This is a genomic window from Micromonospora sp. NPDC018662, assembly GCF_044391475.1.
In the GTDB taxonomy this organism is placed as follows: Bacteria; Actinomycetota; Actinomycetes; order Mycobacteriales; family Micromonosporaceae; genus Micromonospora.
This window is the reverse complement of the sequence record NZ_JBISAC010000002.1, coordinates 501070-517963: the sequence shown is the minus strand read 5'-3', so window position 1 is coordinate 517963 and position 16894 is coordinate 501070. Positions and strand designations below refer to the sequence as shown.

The window sequence follows — 16894 nt, the reverse complement described above, 5'->3', positions numbered from 1 at the left end:
CGTCGCGGAATTGGCCCGCCGCTGTAACTTATCGCCACTGTCACCACACGGTAGCCTCAGCGGGGGCGACCAAGGAGCGCGCGGTGAGTGAAACAGGGCAACCCGGAGCCGCCACCCCGGGAGAGCACGGCGACGGGACGGGCCAGCACGACGACCCGGCCCGCACCGGCGGCGGATGGGCGCCCCCGGCGGACGGCTGGTCCCGCGGCGCCCCGGCGCCCGGTGGCTGGCCCTACGGCGATCTCGGCGGCGGCGGTTGGGCCGCGTCCTCGCCCCGCCACGGCGACCTGCCGGCCCCGCTGCCCGGCCACCCGGCCGAGGGGTCGCCGGCCCGCGTCAATGGTCGCCACGTCAACGGCGTGCACCACGCCGGGGAGGAGTCGCCCGTGACCCGCCAGGCGCCGGTGAGTGCCCCGCCCGTGGGCGAGCCGCCACGGGAGACCGACGGCGACCGGCTGGCCGTGCCCGCCCCGCGCCCCGCGCCCGCGATCGAGCAGCGGCCCACGATGGCCGACTCCGCCGGCTCCCGGCACGCCTCGGACGACACGTCCGCCGGGCGGACGCCCCGCTGGGCCGAGAGCGGTCCGGCGTCCGCGCCCCCGGCGCTCCAGGTGCCGCCGGTCGGCGCCGCCGCGTCCGGCTTCGAGGTGCCGCCCGGCTACCACGCCCCGACCGTCGACCCCGCCCTGCACCGGGACTGGTCGGACCGCGGCCCGGTCGAACCGTCGGCGACGGTTCCCGGGCGGGCCGAGCACGCCCCGGTGGAGCACCAGCCGGTCGAGGCCCAGACCTCCGAGGGGCAGCGGATCGCCGCCGATCCCCGGGCCGCCGCGCCGGACGACCCGGGCGCGGGGCCGGCGGGTGAGCCGGAGTGGCCCGGACCATCCTGGAACCGCCCGAGTTGGGGCGACGGCTGGGCCCCGCCGTGGGCCCGCGCCGACGATCCGGCCGGGCACCGCCCGAACCGCGACGATCCGGCCGGGCACCGCCCGACCCGCGACGACGCGCCAGCCGGTTACCGCCCGGCCCGCGGCGACGATCCGGCCGGGCGCCGGTCCGCCCGCGACGACACGCCGGCCGAGCGGCGGGCCGGTGACGACGAGCCGACCGGCCGCCGCGCCGCCCGCGAGGACCGCGCGTCCGAGTGGGCGCCCGAGCCGATGCGGCCGTACGAGCCGGCCCGCGTCGATCCGCCCGCCGTCTACCAGCCGGCCCGCGTCGATCCGCCCGCCGGCTACCAGCCGGCCCGCGTCGATCCGCCCACCGGCTACCAGCCGGCCGCCGTCGATCCGACCAGCGGGTACGAGCCGGTCCGGCCCTACGAGGCGGTGCGGGCGGAGCCGGCCGCCGCGCACGAGCCGCCGCGTACCGAGGCGACCCGGCCGTTCCGGCTGCCCCGCGAGGACGCCGAGCCCCGGTCCGGGCAGGAGCCGCCCGCCGAGCGACCCTCCTGGGCCGGCCCGCCGGTGCCGGTGACCCCGTTCGGCGCCCGTCCCGAGCCGGCCGGCGCGCCGCCGGTCCCCCGGGAGCGCGAGGCGCCGGCCGGTCCACCGCCGGCGGCGTACGCTCCGCTGCCGGCCGCCCGGGCCGTCGGTGAGCCTGCCGACGGGCCGCACCACGCACCGGATCCGGCGCACGGCGAGCCGGCCGGCGTCCCCGCGACGGGCGGTGCTGCGCGTTTCGACCCGCCCCCCGCGCCGCGCCCGACGAGCGCCCCGCCCTACGCGGCCCGTCGGTCCGCCCCGGAGCCGGCGTCGGCCGCCGAGGTGGTCGCCGGGCCGGAGGCGGCCGAGCCGGCCCCGGCGGTGCTGCCGCAGCGTGTCCCCGCCGAGCCGGACGTGCCGGTCGTGCCGGAGCCGCCGGCCGTGGAACCGTCCGCCGAGACCCCGGAGTTGGCCCGCATCGCCACCCACCTGCGTCGGGACGACGAACCGGCACCGCTACGCGAGCGACCGGAGGGCTTCGACGTCAACGCGATCCTGGACGCGGTGCGCGAGGTGGCCGGCGTCCGGGACGCCGCGCTCCGCCGCACCCCGGCCGGCGCGCACAGTCTCCGGCTGGACCTGGCCGACGGCGCCGACCCGGCCGAGGTGAGCCGGCTGGTGGCCCGCCTGCTCCAGGAGCGGATGGGTCTGGCCGCCGCCCCGCAGAACCTGCCCGGCGCGCCGGCCGTGCCGCCGCCGCCGGTCCGCCGCCGGTCCGCCGGGCGTGCCGACCGCATCGCCGAGGCGCCGCCGACCGAGTCCCGTCCCGGTGCGCCGCGCGCCGACGACGAGTCGGGCGCTCCGGAGGGTGGCGTCACCCCGTCGGGTCCCGCCGAGGAGGACGTGCCGGCGCGTGCTGGCGGGGTGCGGCCGGCGTCGAACCGGCCGGCCGAGAACCGCTCCGGCGAGGGCCGGTTCGGCGGGGCGGAGTCGCGCTTCGGCCGGTCGCTCGACGTGCCGGGGGACGGTGCCGAACCGGGTGGTGAGCCGCCGCGCCGGCGCCGGCTGGCCACCCACCGGGGCCGGGCGACGGTGGACGAGACGTCGCTGGCCGCCGCGCCCACCGGGATGTCCACCGGCAGCCCGGTCACGCTCGGCACGTCGTACTCGGGTGGGCAGATGACCACGACGGAGACCGCGCCGTCGCGACCGCTGGATCCGGGTGGCGCGCCCGGCCCCCGGGTGGTGATCGACCACGTCCTGGTGAGCACGTTCGGCCTGGACGCCACCACGGAGGTCCGCCTGCTCGCCGGGGACCGGACGGCCGACGGGCACGCGACCGGGCCGGCCGTCGACGGGTACGTGCTCCGGCTCTGCGCGGTGGCCGCGGCCGCCGCGGTGGACGAGTTGCTCGGCCCGGCCCTGCCGGCGGGCGAGCGGGGCCGGTGTTTCGTCGAGCACGCCGCCGTGGTGCCGTTCGGCAACTGCGAGGTGGCGACCGTGGTGGTGCTGCTGGTCTGCGACGGGTGGGTGGAGCAGCTGGTCGGTTCGGCCCTGGTCGCGGGCGATGCGCGGCAGGCCGTGGTCCGGGCCACCCTGGCCGCGGTGAACCGGCGCCTGGAGGCGCTGATCACTTAGGGGGCGTGGTGCGGCCGGGGCCGGCGCGGGGAAGACTGGACGTCATGAAGCGTGCCGCACTCGGGCCGGAGCATCTTCTTCCCGCGCATCATGTCCCGCCGCCCTGGCCGGGCCGGCACGTGCCGCTGGACGGCACGCTGGTGCACGTGCGGGACACGCCGGCCACCGCGCCCGGCGCCGAGCCGGCGCTGTACGTGCACGGCCTCGGCGGCTCCGCGCAGAACTGGACCGACCTGGCCGGCCTGCTGGCGCCCCGGCTCGACGGCCAGGCGATCGACCTGCCCGGCTTCGGGCGCAGCGAGCCGGGCCGGCGCTACACGATCCCGGCGTTCGCCGACCGGGTGGTCCGCTGGATCGAGCACAGCGACCGGGGGCCGGTGCACCTGTTCGGCAATTCGCTGGGCGGCGCGGTCGCGGTCCGGGTGGCGGCGTCGCGCCCGGATCTGGTCCGTACGCTCACCCTGATCTCGCCGGCCCTGCCGTTCCTGGACTTCCGGCGCTCGTTGCAGGGGCGGATGCTGCCGGTGCTGGTGATCCCCCGGGGCGAGCGGCTGGCCGCCTGGCGGCTGGCCCAGCTCGCGCCGGAGGTGATGGCGCAGCAGGTGATGGAGTCGTGCGTGGCGGACCTGACCCGGATCAGCGAGCAGCGCCGGCAGGAGGCGATCGAGGAGATCCGGATCCGGTACGAGGCGGCGCACTACGCCGCCGCCTACGTCCGGACGTTCCGGGGCCTGGTCGGCAGCTTCCTGCGGTCGTACCTGCCGGGGGAGGGTGCGCTCTGGCGGCAGGCCGCGGCGGTGCGGGCACCCACGCTGGTGGTGGGTGGGCGGCAGGACCGCCTGGTCGACGTGCGGGTCGCCCCGCAGGCGGCCCGCGTGATCCCGGACAGCCGGCTGCTGATGCTGGACGGTGTCGGGCACGTGGCCCAGCTGGAGGTGCCTCGGACGGTGGCCCGGGCGGTGCTGGCGCTGCTCGCCGAGGCGGGGTCGCCGGAGGCCGCCACGCCGGGGGCGGACGGCCGGAATGCGCAGGCCACGGCGCTGGTGACCGGCATGGGGGAGAGCGGCGGCGTCCGCGACATGGCAGGCTGAGCGGGATGCCCAGCTTCCGTCGCCCGCGTTTTGCGCGGTCCCTGCCCGCTGCCCGCCGGTGGCGCTCCGCCGTGGTGGTCTGCGCGTTCCTCGCCGCCGCCGGGGCCGGCGTCGGCGTGGCGCTGCAACTGCCGTCGGCCGGCGCGAAGGAGCTGGTCACCGACGGGTTCGTGGCCCAGCCGCCGGTGCCGACGCCGAGCGTCTCGCCGTCACCGCCCGCGCCGTCCCGCTCACCGGCGCCCGTGCTGAGTCTGCCCGGTCCGGTGCCCGCGCGGGGTGCGGGCGGTTTCGGGTACGACGACCGGGCCGGTGGCGTGCTGGGCCGGGGCGGTGAGCTGCGCCGCTTCCGGGTGGCGGTGGAGCGGGGAGTCGGTGAGGACGTCCGGGCGTTCGGGGACGTGGTGCAGCGGGCCCTGGCCGGGCCGGGGAGCTGGGTGGACAGCGGCCGGCTGCGGTTGCAGCGGGTCGCGCCGGGCAGCCGGTACGACTTCACGATCTATCTGGCCACCCGGGACACCGCCGGCCGGCTGTGCGGAGCGGGCGGGATCGACATCCGTAAGGGCGGGGTGCCGTACACGTCCTGCCGGGTGCCGGGCAAGGTCGTGATCAACCTGGATCGGTGGCGGACGTCGGCGCCGCACCTGGTGGCCGTCGGGATGCCGCTGGACGCCTACCGGCTCTACGTGGTCAACCACGAGGTGGGGCACCAGCTCGGGCACCATCACGAGGCGTGTCCGGGCGCCGGCCGGGCCGCGCCGGTCATGCAGCAGCAGACGCTGTTCCTCGACGGCTGCCGGCCGAATCCGTGGCCGTACCTGGGCGGGAAGCGGTACACCGGGCCGGCGCTGTGACCGGGTTGTGAGCGATTCTCGCGACTTGCGCGGTAAAAGCAGCTAAATGCCCGAATTGCGTGGCACGCTGAGGGCATGACGTCGTCCCCGCCCGAACGCCCCGGGCTGCGCCGGATGCGCCGCCGCCGGCGGCGCGCGGTGCTGCTGCTGGCGATGCTGCTCGCGGCCGGCGGCGGCGCGGTGGGCATCACCCGGCTGAGCGAGCCGCCGCGCCCCACGCGGGTCCCGCTCGCCGCCGCGCCGACGTTGATGCCGGACGCCGACACCGCCGCGTCGGCGTCGCCGACCGGCTACCCGACCGCCGGCCCCGGCACGTTCGCGGTGGCCGACGGACGATCACCGGTACGCGGTCACGCCGGCCCGCTGCGGCGCTACCGGATCGAGGTCGAGCACGGAACCGGGCAGGACGCCGACGCGTTCGCCGCGACCGTGGACGCGGTGCTCGGCGACCCGCGTAGCTGGATCGCGTCCGGGGAGCTGCGGGTGCAGCGGGTGCCCGAGGCGGCCGCCGCCGACTTCACCGTCTACCTGGCCACGCCGGCCACCTCGGAACGGATGTGTGCCGAGGGCGGCCTGCACACCGAGCGGTACACGTCCTGCCGCCTGCCCGGCCGGGTGGTGCTCAACCTGGCGCGCTGGCTGACCGCGGTGCCCGACTACGGCGCCCCGCTCGACGTCTACCGGACGTACGTGGTCAACCACGAGGTCGGGCACGAGTTCGGCGAGCTGCACCAGGCGTGCCCGCGCCCCGGCGCCCCGGCCCCGGTGATGCAGCAGCAGACGTACGGGCTGGACGGCTGTGTGCCGAACGCGTGGCCGTACCTCGGTGGGGTGCGGTACGAGGGCGAGCCGACCGACGGGGTCTGAGTTATTCCCGGTCCCGCAGTTCGGGCCGGGTGTCCCTCGTCATGGCCGATCCCCACCACGGCGAGCGACAATGGCGCGGTCCCACCGCCGATCCCGGGGAGTCCACCGTGTCGTTGCCCCCGCTCGTCGAGCCCGCCGCCGAGCTGACAGTTGACGAGATCCGCCGCTACTCGCGCCACCTGATCATCCCGGACGTCGGGGTCGAGGGGCAGAAGCGGCTGAAGAACGCCCGGGTGCTCTGCGTGGGCGCCGGCGGCCTCGGCTCGCCGGCCCTGATGTACCTCGCCGCCGCCGGTGTCGGCACGCTCGGCATCATCGACTTCGACACCGTCGACGAGTCGAACCTCCAGCGCCAGATCATCCACGGCGTCTCCGACGTCGGCCGGTCCAAGGCGGAGTCCGCCGCCGCCTCGATCCGCGAGATCAACCCGCTGGTGACCGTGGAGATCCACGACACCGCGCTGGACCGGGAGAACGTCCGGGACATCTTCTCCCGGTACGACCTGATCGTCGACGGCACCGACAACTTCGCCACCCGCTACCTGGTCAACGACGCGGCCGTGCTGCTCGGCAAGCCGTACGTCTGGGGTTCGATCTACCGCTTCGACGGCCAGGCGTCGGTGTTCTGGGCCGAGCACGGCCCGTGCTACCGCTGCCTCTACCCGGAGCCCCCGCCGCCCGGCATGGTCCCCTCCTGCGCGGAGGGCGGCGTGCTCGGCGTGCTCTGCGCGTCCATCGGGTCGATCCAGGTCAACGAGGCGATCAAGCTGCTCGCCGGCATCGGTGAGCCGCTGGTCGGCCGGCTGATGGTCTACGACGCCCTGGAGATGAGCTACCGCAAGATCAAGGTGCGCAAGGACCCGAACTGCGCGCTCTGCGGCGAGAACCCCACGGTCACCGACCTGCTGGAGGACTACGAGGACTTCTGCGGCGCGGTCTCCGAGGAGGCGCAGGAGGCGGTGGTCGACTCCACCATCACCGCCCGGGAGCTGAAGGAGTGGCAGGACGCCGGCAAGGACATCTTCCTGGTCGACGTGCGCGAGCCCGCCGAGTACGAGATCGTCCGCATCCCCGGCGCGACGCTGATCCCCAAGGGCGAGATCATCTCCGGCGAGGCGCTGGCGAAGTTCCCGCAGGACCGGCAGATCGTGCTGCACTGCAAGTCCGGCGTCCGGTCGGCCGAGGCGCTGGCCGCGCTGAAGGCGGCCGGGTTCAAGGACTCGGTCCACGTGCAGGGTGGCGTGCTCTCCTGGGTCAAGCAGGTCGACCCGTCGCTGCCCGCGTACTGAGATCGATGTCGCCGACGGCCCTTCCGGTGCCCCGGGAGGGCCCTCGGCGTCTCCCGCATTCTGGCCGAGCTACCGAGGCGCAACCGCGTCCGCGCAGGTAGCGTCACGGCCGTGGTCGATCTGGAAGCGGCGATCGGGTTCGTCGTGGCACACGGGGACGCGGTGGACCGCGCCCGGCTGTCCCGGCTGCGCTCCGGCGCGCCGGTGCCACCGGAGGTGCTCGACGCGGCGGAGTCCGGCCAGGCTCCCGGCGGCGGCTGGCCGGCCGTGCTCGACGGCGACGTCGCCTCCGTCGACGCGACCTGCTTCCGCCTGTCCGAGCTGGACGACCTCGGCGCGCTGGGCCGCCCCGCCGCCCGGCACGCGCTGGACTGGCTGGCCGCCGGCCAGCTCGCCGACGGCGGCTGGGACGAGCACCGGTCGCTGGCCGGGTTCGCGCCGGAGTGGGCCACCCCCGGCGATCCCGAGGCGCGGTTCTACCTGACCGCCGACGCCGGGTTCTGGCTCACCGTGGCCGGGCTGGACGCCCGCGCCGCCGGCCCGCTCGACCACCGCGTCGGCGGGGCGTACGCCGGGGTGGTTCAGGCAGCGGCCCACACGCTCGCCGCGCAGCTCGCGCCGGACGGGACCTGGCCGTCGTTCCTGCCCGCCGGGTGGCTCGCCGCGGCGGTGCTGCACCGCCAGCGGATGTACCACGAGTCGGCCCGGATCCAGGCGGTGCTCGCCGACCGGATCCCGGAGATGTCCCCGGCCGACGTGGCCTGGCTCGCCGCCACGCTGCGCCGGGTGGAGGTGGGCGAGGAGCAGTGGCTGCTGGTCTCGGCGCGGCGTCGGCTGGCCGAGACGCAACGCAGCGACGGTGGCTGGGACAGCGACGACGGCCACCAGTTCGACGTGCACACCACGCTGCGCGCGTTCCGGGCCTGCCGTCCGAACGCGTCCGAGGCACCGGTCTCCGGCGTGCCGTTCGCGGCCCCGCGCGTCGCGCCGTCCTCGCCCGCCGCGTAGCGGCGCACCCGCCCCCGGCTCAGCGCAGGTGGCCGTCGCCGGTGACCACGTACTTCGTGCTGGTCAGTTCCGGCAGGCCCATCGGGCCACGGGCGTGCAGCTTCTGGGTGGAGATGCCGATCTCGGCGCCGAACCCGAACTCGCCGCCGTCGGTGAACCGGGTCGACGCGTTCACCATCACGGCAGCGGCGTCCACCCGGGCCACGAACTCCCGCGCCGCCCGCTGCGAGTCGGTGACGATCGCCTCGGTGTGGCCGGTGCCGTACCGCCGGATGTGCGCGACCGCCGCGTCGAGCGAGTCGACCACGGCGACCGAGATGTCGGCGGACAGGTATTCGGTGGCGAAGTCCTCCTCGGTCGCCGGGACCACCGCGTCGGAGTGGGCGGCCACCTCACCGCTGCCGTGCACGGTCACCCCGGCCTCGGCGAACGCGGCCAGCACGGCCGGCAGGAACGCGTCCGCGACGTCCCGGTGGACCAGCAGCGACTCGGCCGTGTTGCAGGTGGACAGCCGCTGCGTCTTGGCGTTCAGCGTGATCGCCACCGCCTTGTCGAGGTCGGCGGCGGCGTCCACGTAGACGTGGCAGTTGCCCACCCCGGTCTCGATCACCGGCACCGTCGACTCCTCGACCACGGCGCGGATCAGCGACGCGCCGCCGCGCGGGATCAGCACGTCGACCAGGCCCCGGGCGCGCATCAGCTCCTTGACCGAGTCACGCGTGCTGGAGTCGAGCAGTTGCACCGCGTCGGCCGGCAGGCCGGCCCCGGCGACCGCGTCACGGAGCACCGCGACCAGGGCGGCGTTGGAGTGCGCCGCCGACGAGGAGCCGCGCAGCAGCGCCGCGTTGCCGGACTTCAGGCAGATGCCGGCCGCGTCCACCGTCACGTTCGGTCGGCCCTCGTAGACGATGCCGACCACCCCGAACGGCACCCGGATCTGGCGCAGCTCCAGCCCGTTCGGCAGCGTGGACCCGCGGACCACCTCGCCGACCGGGTCGGGCAGCGCGGCCATCTCGCGCAACGCGTCCGCGATGGCGGCCACCCGGCCCTCGTCGAGCGCGAGCCGGTCCAGCACGGCCGCGCTCAGCCCGGCGTCGCGGCCGGCCGCCAGGTCCGTCGCGTTCGCCGTCAGGATCTCCGGGGTACGCGCCACCAGCGCGTCGGCCATCGCGTGCAGCGCGGCGTCCTTGACGGTACGGGTGGCCGTGGCGAGGGCCTCCGCCGCGTCCCGGGCCCGTCGGGCCTGCTCGACGACGCTCATCGTGTGCTCTCCTTCGCAGGGATGTTAGGCGGGGGCCCTTCTTATGCAGAATGCGTTAAGAAGGGCCCCCGCCTTACAACAAAACGAGGTCGTCGCGGTGGACGACCTCACGTTCGTAGGCCGGGCCGAGCGCCGCGGCCAGTTCCGAGGTGGACCGGCCGAGCAGGCCGGGCAGCTCCACCGCGTCGTAGTTGACCAGGCCCCGGGCCACCGGCGCCCCGGCGGCGTCGACCAGGTCGACCGGGTCGCCGGCGGTGAACGCGCCGTCCACCGCGGTGATGCCGGCAGGCAGCAGTGACTTGCGCCGGCCCACCACCGCCTGCACCGCGCCCGGGTCGAGGTGCAGCCGGCCGCGCGGCGCGGTGGCGTGCGCCAGCCAGAACAGCCGGGCGGCGGGGCGCCGGCTGCTGGCGTGGAAGAACGTGCCGACCGGCTCGCCGGCCAGCGCCGGCCCGGCCAGCGGCGCGGCGGTGAGCACCACCGGGATGCCGAACCCGGTGGCGATGCGCGCCGCCTCGACCTTGGTGACCATGCCGCCGGTGCCCACCCCGGCCCGGCCGGCCCCGCCGACGTCGACGCCGGCCAGGTCGCCCTCGCCGTGCACCTCGGTGATCCGGGTGCTGCCCGGGCGGGCCGGGTCGCCGGTCCAGAGCGCGTCCACGTCGGAGAGCAGCACCAGCAGGTCGGCGTCGACGAGCGCGGCGACCAGCGCGGCCAGCCGGTCGTTGTCGCCGAACCGGATCTCCTCGGTGGCCACCGTGTCGTTCTCGTTGACGATCGGCACGGCCCGCAGGTCGAGCAGCTTGCGCAGGGTGCGGTACGCGTTGCGGTAGTGCGCCCGCCGGGTCACGTCGTCGACGGTGAGCAGCACCTGCCCGACGGTGCGCCCGTGCCGCGCGAACGCGGCCGCGTACCGCCCGATGAGCAGGCCCTGACCGACGCTGGCGGCGGCCTGCTGGGTGGCCAGGTCGCGCGGGCGGCGCGGCAGTCGCAGCGGGGCGAGGCCGGCGGCGATCGCGCCGGAGGAGACCAGCACCACCTCGCGGCCCGCGCCGATCAGCGCGCCGAGCGTGTCGACCAGCGCGTCGACGCGGGCGTCGTCCAGGCCGCCCGTCGCGGTGGTCAGCGAGGACGATCCGATCTTGACCACGATCCGGCGGGCCGAGGCGACTGCTTCACGCACCCGACCATTCTGCGGGTCGCGGTCCGCGCGATCGTGGCGCGTTCCCATATCGTGGCAGCTCGTGACACCTGACGAGTACGTCGAGGCGGTGCTGACGCTGGTCGAGCGCATCCCGCCCGGGCGGGCGATGTCGTACGGCGCGGTGGCCGACGCGCTGGCCGAGCGGTCGGGGCGGGCGTCGGCGCGGCTGGTCGGCTCGATCATGGCGCGGCACGGGGGCGGGGTGCCGTGGCACCGGGTGGTGAACGCGGCCGGCCGGCTGCCGCCGGGGCACGAGCGGGAGGCGTGGGCCCGGCTGCGCGCCGAGGGCTGCCCGCTGCGCGGCGACCGGGTGGACCTGGCGGCGGCCGCCTGGTCGCCGGAGCAGGGGATGTGACCGCGACCATAACGTGAGTAGCATTCGGCTCCATGACAGCTTCGGGCCTGCCCCGCCGGGTGCACCTCGGGTACGCGTCGGGCTCGCTGGTCACCGGCGCGTTCGGGACCGTGCCCGGGCTGCTCCTGCTGCCCTACCTGACCGACACGCTGGGCGTCGCGGCCGGGCTCGCCGCCCTGCTGGTGCTCCTGCCGAAGGCGTGGGACGTGCTGGTCAACCCGGCCGCCGGGCGCGTCTCGGACCGGACCCGCTCCCGCTGGGGCGCCCGCCGGCCCTACCTGCTCGGCGGCGGGCTGGCGCTGGCGGTGCTGTTCGCCGCGATCTTCGCCGCGCCGTTCGGGCGCGGTCCGGCCGCCGCCGGATACGTGGCGCTGGCGTTCCTGGCCACCGCTACCGCGTTCGCGTTCTTCCAGGTGCCGTACGTGGCGATGCCGGCCGAGCTGACCGCCGACCCGGCGGAGCGTACCCGGCTGATGACCTGGCGGATCGCGGTGCTGGCGCTGGCCATCCTGGTCTCCGGCGCGGTGGCCCCGGCGGTGGTGGCCGCCGGCGGCGACGGCGTGCCCGGCCACCGGTGGATGGGCCTGTTCGTCGCCGCGCTGATCGTGGTGGGCGCGGTCGGCGCGTTCCTCGGCACCCGGTCCGCGCCGGCCGGGACGGTCGGGGAGAGCGAGCCGAGCCTGCGCGCGCAGCTCGCGGTCGCCGGCCGCAACCGCCCGTTCCGGGTGCTGCTGATCTGCTTCGTGGTCCAGTCCGCCGGGGTGGCCACCGTGCTGGCCGGCGTGAAGTACTTCGCCGACCAGGTGCTGCGCGCGCCGGACAGCGGGCCCACGCTGCTCTTCGCCTGCTTCGTCGCGCCCGCGCTGCTGGTCATGCCGCTCTGGCGCCGGGCCGGCGACCGGCTCGGCAAGCGCACCTCGCTGGTCGCCGCGTCGCTGCTCTTCGCGGCCGGCGCGCTGGCCCTGGTCGCCGCGCCCGCGCTGCCGGCCCCCGGGGTCTACGCGGTGGTCGCGCTGATCGGCGTCGGCTACGCCGGCCAGCAGGTCTACGCGCTGGCCATGCTGCCGGACTGCATCGCGTACGACACCGCGCGCACCGGTCGCCGGCAGGCCGGCGTGTTCACCGGGCTGTGGACCGCCGGGGAGACGTTCGGCCTGGCGCTCGGCCCAGGCCTCTACGGTCTGGTGCTCCAGCTCTCCGGCTACGTCTCCTCGTCGACCGGCGCCGCCGCCGTCCAGCCGGACTCGGCCCGGCTCGGGGTGCTGCTCGGGTTCACCGTGCTGCCCGCCCTGCTGGTGGCCGCCCCGGTGGTGCTGCTGCGCGGCTACACGCTCACCCCGGCCCACCTGGCCGGCGCGCCCGACGCCGTCCCGCCCGCCGTGCGGGCGTGAGTCACGCCGCCGTCCCGCCCGCAGCCGTGCACGTCACGAGAGGAACGACCCGATGAGCGACCAGGCAGGCACGGGCGCGCTGCCCGCAGAGGGGGTGCCCGCGGCGCGGGTGCTCGACGAGATCCACGCGCTGCGGGCGGCGGACCGCCCGACGCACGGCGGGCGGCTGTTCGCCTACGTCTACGACCCCGGCGTGGCCGGGCTGGACGAGCTGGCCCAGGCCGCGTACGCGGCGAGCGCGCACGTCAACGGGCTCGACCCGACCGCCTTCCCGTCGCTGCTGGCGATGGAGAACACACTGGTCGCCGCCGCCGCCCGGCTGCTCGGCGGCGGCCCCGGCACCGCCGCGCCGGACGTGGTGGGCAGCGTCACCGGCGGCGGCACCGAGTCGCTGCTGCTCGCGGTCAAGGCCGCCCGGGACGCCCGCCCCGAGCTGACCGCGCCACGGCTCGTGGTGCCGGCCAGCGCGCACGCCGCGTTCGCCAAGGCGGCCCACTACCTGCGGGTGGAGCTGGACACGGTGCCGGTCGACCCGGTGACGCTGCGTCCGGCCGTGGCCGACGTGGCCGCCGCGATCCGGCCGGACACCGTGCTGGTGGTCGCGTCCGCCCCGTCGTACGCGCACGGCGTGGTCGACCCGGTGGCCGGGATCGCCGAGGTGGCGGCCGCGGCCGGGGTGCGCTGCCACGTGGACGCCTGCTTCGGCGGCTGGGCGCTGCCCTGGCTGCGCCGGCTCGGCACGCCGGTGCCGCCGTTCGACTTCGCCGTGCCCGGCGTCACCTCGATCTCGGTCGACCTGCACAAGTACGCGTACGCCCCGAAGGGCGTGTCGGTGCTGCTGCACCGCGATCCGGCGCTGCGCGAAGCGCAGTTCTTCGCGTACGCCGACTGGCCCGGCTACACGATGGTCAACCCGGTGATCGCCTCCACCCGCTCCGGCGGCCCGATCGCCGCCGCCTACGCCACGCTGCGCCACCTCGGCGAGGACGGCTACCTGCGGCTGGCCGCGTCGACCCGGGACGCGGTCGCCGGGCTGGCCGGCGCGGTGCGCGCGACCGACGGGCTGCGGCTGATGGCCGAGCCGGAGTCCACAGTGGTCTGCTTCACCGCCGACGATCCGAAGCTGGACCTGTTCGTGCTGGTCGACGAGCTGACCGCGCGCGGCTGGCACACCCAGCCCCAACTCCGGTACGCCGACCTGCCGGCCAGCGTGCACCTGACGGTGACCGCCGCGGTGGCGCCCCGGGTGGCCGAGTTCTCCCCGGCCCTGGCCGACGCGGTCAGCGCGGCACGGGCCGCCGGCCCGGTCGTGCTGCCGCCGGAACTGCTGACGCTGGCCGCCGGCCTCGCCCCGGAGGCGCTCACCCCGGAGTTGGTGGCCGGGCTGGCCGAGGGGCTCGGCCTGGGTGGCGGGGTCCCGGACCGGATGGCGGTGGTCAACACACTGCTCGACGCCGCCCCGGCGGCGGTACGGGAGCGGCTGTTGGCGGCGTTCGTCGGGCTGCTCCAACGGCCGGCCTGGTGAGGCCCGGCCGGCGCGTGGGCGTCGGCCGGGCCATCGGGCGTCAGCCCGCGTCGGCCACCGTCACGGTGAACGAGGCGGTGTTGTCCGCCGGGTCGGCGTCGGGCACCGTGATGGCGTCCCACTGGGTGTTGAGCCGGAACGTGGCGCTGCCGAGGTCACCCGGCGCGGTGCCCGGCTCGGCGTGGAGCAGCACGTCGAAGCTCCGCTGCTCGCCGGCCATGAAACGTCCGCCCGGCACGGTGAAGCTGGTGAAGAAGCTCGGCATGTCCTCCGGGTCGGTGCCCCAGATCTGCACGCCGGCCGGCAGCCCGGCCGCCACGGCCCACAGCGAGTCGTGCGCGGCGTCACCGGCCCACCCGACGGTCACCGGCAGCCGGCCCAGGTAGCTGCCGTCCGACTGGCGGGTCAGCGTGGCGGCCCCGGCCGTGGTGATCGAGGCGCGGGCCTGGGTGTCCTGCACGTAGGGCACCGGGTTGCGCAGCGACCCCGTGGTGGAGCGGAAGCGCGCCGCGTAGCTGGCCCGGTCGGCGACCTCGTCCCGGCCGTCACCGACGTTCACCGAGATCTTGCCGCCCTTCGCGATCATCGCGACGTCGCGGGTCGCCGTGAGCACCTCGAACGTGACGGTGAACTGCCGGCTCGCGCCCGGCTCGATGTCGCCGCCGGGCACGCCGCAGGTGGCGGTCCGCCGGTTGTCCTGCAACGCCCCGAAGCCGCACGCCTCCTCCGGGTCCACGCCGCGGAACGAACCGGCCACCGGCTCCCGCAGGAAGACGCTGTAGTAGGTGGCGACCGGGCCGTTGTTGGTCACCGTGACCGGCAGGCTGCCCTGGTAGCCGCGTGCGGTCGGTTCGAGCACCAGCCGGCCGACCGAGATGTCGGCGGCCGGGTCGGCGGTGGGCGCGGCGGCGGCCGGAGCGGTGAGCGCCAGCAGCGCGGCGGCCGAGCCGAGCAGGACGCCGGCGAGCCGGCCTCCGGTACGTGTCCTCATCTGGAAGGTCCTCCCACGGTCCCCGTCACCGCGCGGCTGGTCCGCGCGGCGTCACCGGTAGCACGCGACGGGCGTCGATCCGGTTGCGATCTTTTCTGCAGGGAATCCGACAGCGGTTCAGCGGGTGGTGTAGCGGTCCTCGTCGTTCTCGTGGTTCGGGTCCAGCAGCGGGTCGGCGTCGGTGCCGACCGGCGTCACCTCGGCGATGCCGATGTCGCCGGGGCCGTTAGAGTTGCGCAGGCCGAACCGGAAGGTCCGTTCCGCGCCGGGTCCGAGCGGACCGAAGCGGCAGATGATCGGTCCCTTCGGCGGTGCCCCGTTCCGGCAGGCCGACCATGCCGGGCCGTCCGCGACGGTCCCCACCTGCATCCGCAGGTGCAGCTGCACCAGACCCGCCGGTACCGCGCTGAGGTTCCGGACCGTGACCGAGATCGTCCCGGTCCGTGTCCCGTCAGTCTCCGGCGCGCCCAACCGCACGTCTCCGGCGGAGACCGTCAGGTCGGCCAGGTGCGGGTTCGGGCCGAACGAGGTGGGCCCGTCCACCTGGCCGAAACGCTTCCCGGTCCATCGGTAGCCGCGCCACTGCCGCTGCGACCAGTCCAGCGACCAGCCACCGCCCGGCGCGCGGTCCGCCATCTCCACCCGGACCGTGCCCCGGTCGGTGACCTGCGTGTCCAGCAACCACTCGGGAGCCGTCTTCGCGGACCGGGCGACCTGGCCGAGGACGACGATCCGGCCGTCGGCGTCCCGGTCGAGCGCCACCACCTGGGACGGGCCGTGCGGGAAGATCTGGCAGCGGAGCAGGGCGACCGTCTCCACCGTGCCGTCGCCGTCCACGTCGCCCTGGACGAGCTCCTCCAGCAGCACGTCGCCCTCCTTGCGGTAGGTGGCGGCGATCCGGGTCGGACCCGCCGTGCAGTCCGGGTCGGGCGCCCAGGCCGGCAGGTCGACCCGGGCAGCCAGCAGTTGGGACCGGCTGATCCGTCCGTCCGGTGCGGCCGGGCTCGCGCTGGTGGTGCTCGGCTTGGGCGTCGGTGGTGGTGGAGGAGGCGACGTCGTCTCGGACGGGCTCGGGGTGACGGTCTGGGCCGGCACCGGAGGTGGTTCCGGTCGCCGGTGCAGGGCCCCGCTGGCACCCACCGGGAGCGCCACGGCGAGTACCACCGCCGCCGCGGTCACCACCGCGGTACGCCGGCGGCGCCGGCGGACGGTCCGCCGGACCGCTGCCGTCCCGGCCGGGTGGACCACCGGGACGTACGCCGCCCGGAAGGCGGCGAACTCACCGCCCACCAGCACGTCGTCGGGCTCAGTCATGGTGGTTCACCTCGTTCGGGGAAGAGAGCTGGACGGCCAGGGCGGCCCGGCCCCGGTGCAGCCAGGACTTGACGGTGCCCTCCGGCACGCCTTCCTGCGCGGCGATCTGTGCGACGCCCAGATCGGCCAGGTAGTGCAGCACCACGGCCCGGCGCTGGTTGGCCGGCAGCCGGGCCAGCGCGGCGGTCAACGCGACCCGGTCCGGCCCCGGTCCCGGCACGTGCTCCTCACGTTGCCGGTGCAGCCACGCCTGGGCGGTGCGTACCCGTCGCCAGCGGCTGGTGGCCAGGTTCCAGGCGACCCGGCGGATCCAGGCCACCGGGTCGTCGTAGCGGGACACCCGGGACCAGCGCGCGAACGCCCGGCAGAACGCCTCCTGCACCAGGTCCTGCGCCTGGGTCAGGTCACCGCAGTAGGCGGCGAGCTGGACCGTCAGCGACCGGAAGTGGGCGTGGTAGAGGCCGTCGAAGTCGACGGCCGCGCGCTCGTCCGGGCGGGCCGCTGTCGCCTCGGGTGGTGGGTGGTCGACCCGCGGCTCCCTCGTCACTGTCATCCGGTCCTCCCCGTGAGCATGCCGCCGGCGCGGTCACACCGGTCACACGTCCGGACGCCGGCCCGGGTTGCGGGGTTGCCGGCGCGGCGGATGGCCGACTGTCCGGTCGGGGACAGCGGCGGTGGCCGGCCG

General features: G+C 76.1%; 14 protein-coding genes. 9 read left to right on the top strand and 5 right to left on the bottom strand.

Features of this window, described 5'->3' with window-relative positions:
- The first annotated feature begins 83 nt into the window (after positions 1–83).
- The 6 genes from ACH495_RS07800 to ACH495_RS07775 all read left to right on the top strand — a co-directional run bounded on the left by ACH495_RS07800 (position 84) and on the right by ACH495_RS07775 (position 8168).
- The gene (locus ACH495_RS07800) at positions 84–3062 is read left to right on the top strand and encodes a hypothetical protein (RefSeq protein WP_396856936.1); all 2979 of its coding nucleotides are present in this window, start codon (positions 84–86) and stop codon (positions 3060–3062) included.
- Between the two features lie 44 nt (positions 3063–3106).
- On the top strand, positions 3107–4153 hold the full coding sequence (locus ACH495_RS07795) for an alpha/beta fold hydrolase (protein WP_396856935.1): 1047 nt from the start codon (positions 3107–3109) through the stop codon (positions 4151–4153).
- A gap of 5 nt (positions 4154–4158) precedes the next feature.
- On the top strand, positions 4159–5004 hold the full coding sequence (locus ACH495_RS07790) for a DUF3152 domain-containing protein (protein ID WP_396856934.1): 846 nt from the start codon (positions 4159–4161) through the stop codon (positions 5002–5004).
- A gap of 75 nt (positions 5005–5079) precedes the next feature.
- Positions 5080–5871 (top strand): DUF3152 domain-containing protein, encoded by a 792-nt coding sequence (locus ACH495_RS07785; RefSeq protein ID WP_396856933.1) that lies wholly within the window; start codon positions 5080–5082, stop codon positions 5869–5871.
- Positions 5872–5912: 41 nt separating this feature from the next.
- Positions 5913–7160 carry an adenylyltransferase/sulfurtransferase MoeZ gene (moeZ, locus tag ACH495_RS07780; RefSeq protein WP_396856932.1) on the top strand — a complete coding sequence of 416 codons (1248 nt, stop codon included), beginning with the start codon at positions 5913–5915 and terminating at the stop codon, positions 7158–7160.
- Between the two features lie 111 nt (positions 7161–7271).
- A complete protein-coding gene (locus ACH495_RS07775) occupies positions 7272–8168 on the top strand; it encodes a squalene--hopene cyclase (protein WP_396856931.1) in 897 nt (298 codons plus the stop codon).
- A 19-nt stretch (positions 8169–8187) separates the two neighbouring features.
- Here the strand turns inward: ACH495_RS07775 and ACH495_RS07770 are convergent, their stop codons facing one another.
- Together ACH495_RS07770 and proB are read right to left on the bottom strand one after the other, a co-directional pair.
- The gene (locus ACH495_RS07770) at positions 8188–9429 is read right to left on the bottom strand and encodes a glutamate-5-semialdehyde dehydrogenase (RefSeq protein ID WP_396856930.1); all 1242 of its coding nucleotides are present in this window, start codon (positions 9427–9429) and stop codon (positions 8188–8190) included.
- Between the two features lie 73 nt (positions 9430–9502).
- Positions 9503–10660 carry a glutamate 5-kinase gene (proB, locus tag ACH495_RS07765; protein ID WP_396856929.1) on the bottom strand — a complete coding sequence of 386 codons (1158 nt, stop codon included), beginning with the start codon at positions 10658–10660 and terminating at the stop codon, positions 9503–9505.
- Positions 10661–10673: 13 nt separating this feature from the next.
- On the opposite strand from proB, the gene ACH495_RS07760 reads away from it, so the two are divergent.
- Genes ACH495_RS07760 through ACH495_RS07750 form a run of 3 tightly spaced genes read left to right on the top strand, consistent with a single transcriptional unit; the run spans position 10674 to position 13904 of the window.
- Positions 10674–10988, top strand: a complete 315-nt coding sequence (locus ACH495_RS07760) for an MGMT family protein (protein ID WP_396856928.1) — start codon at positions 10674–10676, stop codon at positions 10986–10988.
- Positions 10989–11020: 32 nt separating this feature from the next.
- The gene (locus ACH495_RS07755) at positions 11021–12379 is read left to right on the top strand and encodes an MFS transporter (RefSeq protein ID WP_396856927.1); all 1359 of its coding nucleotides are present in this window, start codon (positions 11021–11023) and stop codon (positions 12377–12379) included.
- Positions 12380–12431: 52 nt separating this feature from the next.
- Positions 12432–13904 (top strand): pyridoxal phosphate-dependent decarboxylase family protein, encoded by a 1473-nt coding sequence (locus ACH495_RS07750; RefSeq protein ID WP_396856926.1) that lies wholly within the window; start codon positions 12432–12434, stop codon positions 13902–13904.
- Positions 13905–13944: 40 nt separating this feature from the next.
- Here the strand turns inward: ACH495_RS07750 and ACH495_RS07745 are convergent, their stop codons facing one another.
- From ACH495_RS07745 to ACH495_RS07735, 3 genes are all read right to left on the bottom strand, one after another.
- A complete protein-coding gene (locus ACH495_RS07745) occupies positions 13945–14895 on the bottom strand; it encodes a hypothetical protein (protein ID WP_396856925.1) in 951 nt (316 codons plus the stop codon).
- Positions 14896–15012: 117 nt separating this feature from the next.
- Positions 15013–16209 (bottom strand): hypothetical protein, encoded by a 1197-nt coding sequence (locus tag ACH495_RS07740; RefSeq protein WP_396856924.1) that lies wholly within the window; start codon positions 16207–16209, stop codon positions 15013–15015.
- Positions 16202–16762 carry a SigE family RNA polymerase sigma factor gene (locus tag ACH495_RS07735; RefSeq protein WP_396856923.1) on the bottom strand — a complete coding sequence of 187 codons (561 nt, stop codon included), beginning with the start codon at positions 16760–16762 and terminating at the stop codon, positions 16202–16204. Before ACH495_RS07735 ends, ACH495_RS07740 begins: the two co-directional genes overlap by 8 nt.
- Positions 16763–16894: the final 132 nt, after the last annotated feature.

Bases quoted from the DNA above. Each gene is read 5' to 3' on its own strand.
- ACH495_RS07795 (WP_396856935.1), top strand. From the start codon at position 3,107: ATGAAGCGTGCCGCACTCGGGCCGGAGCATCTTCTTCCCGCGCATCAT.
- ACH495_RS07790 (WP_396856934.1), top strand. From the start codon at position 4,159: ATGCCCAGCTTCCGTCGCCCGCGTTTTGCGCGGTCCCTGCCCGCTGCC.
- ACH495_RS07785 (WP_396856933.1), top strand. From the start codon at position 5,080: ATGACGTCGTCCCCGCCCGAACGCCCCGGGCTGCGCCGGATGCGCCGC.
- moeZ (WP_396856932.1), top strand. From the start codon at position 5,913: ATGGCCGATCCCCACCACGGCGAGCGACAATGGCGCGGTCCCACCGCC.
- ACH495_RS07770 (WP_396856930.1), bottom strand. From the start codon at position 9,429: ATGAGCGTCGTCGAGCAGGCCCGACGGGCCCGGGACGCGGCGGAGGCC.
- proB (WP_396856929.1), bottom strand. From the start codon at position 10,660: ATGGGAACGCGCCACGATCGCGCGGACCGCGACCCGCAGAATGGTCGG.
- ACH495_RS07755 (WP_396856927.1), top strand. From the start codon at position 11,021: ATGACAGCTTCGGGCCTGCCCCGCCGGGTGCACCTCGGGTACGCGTCG.
- ACH495_RS07750 (WP_396856926.1), top strand. From the start codon at position 12,432: ATGAGCGACCAGGCAGGCACGGGCGCGCTGCCCGCAGAGGGGGTGCCC.
- ACH495_RS07745 (WP_396856925.1), bottom strand. From the start codon at position 14,895: ATGAGGACACGTACCGGAGGCCGGCTCGCCGGCGTCCTGCTCGGCTCG.
- ACH495_RS07740 (WP_396856924.1), bottom strand. From the start codon at position 16,209: ATGACTGAGCCCGACGACGTGCTGGTGGGCGGTGAGTTCGCCGCCTTC.
- ACH495_RS07735 (WP_396856923.1), bottom strand. From the start codon at position 16,762: ATGACAGTGACGAGGGAGCCGCGGGTCGACCACCCACCACCCGAGGCG.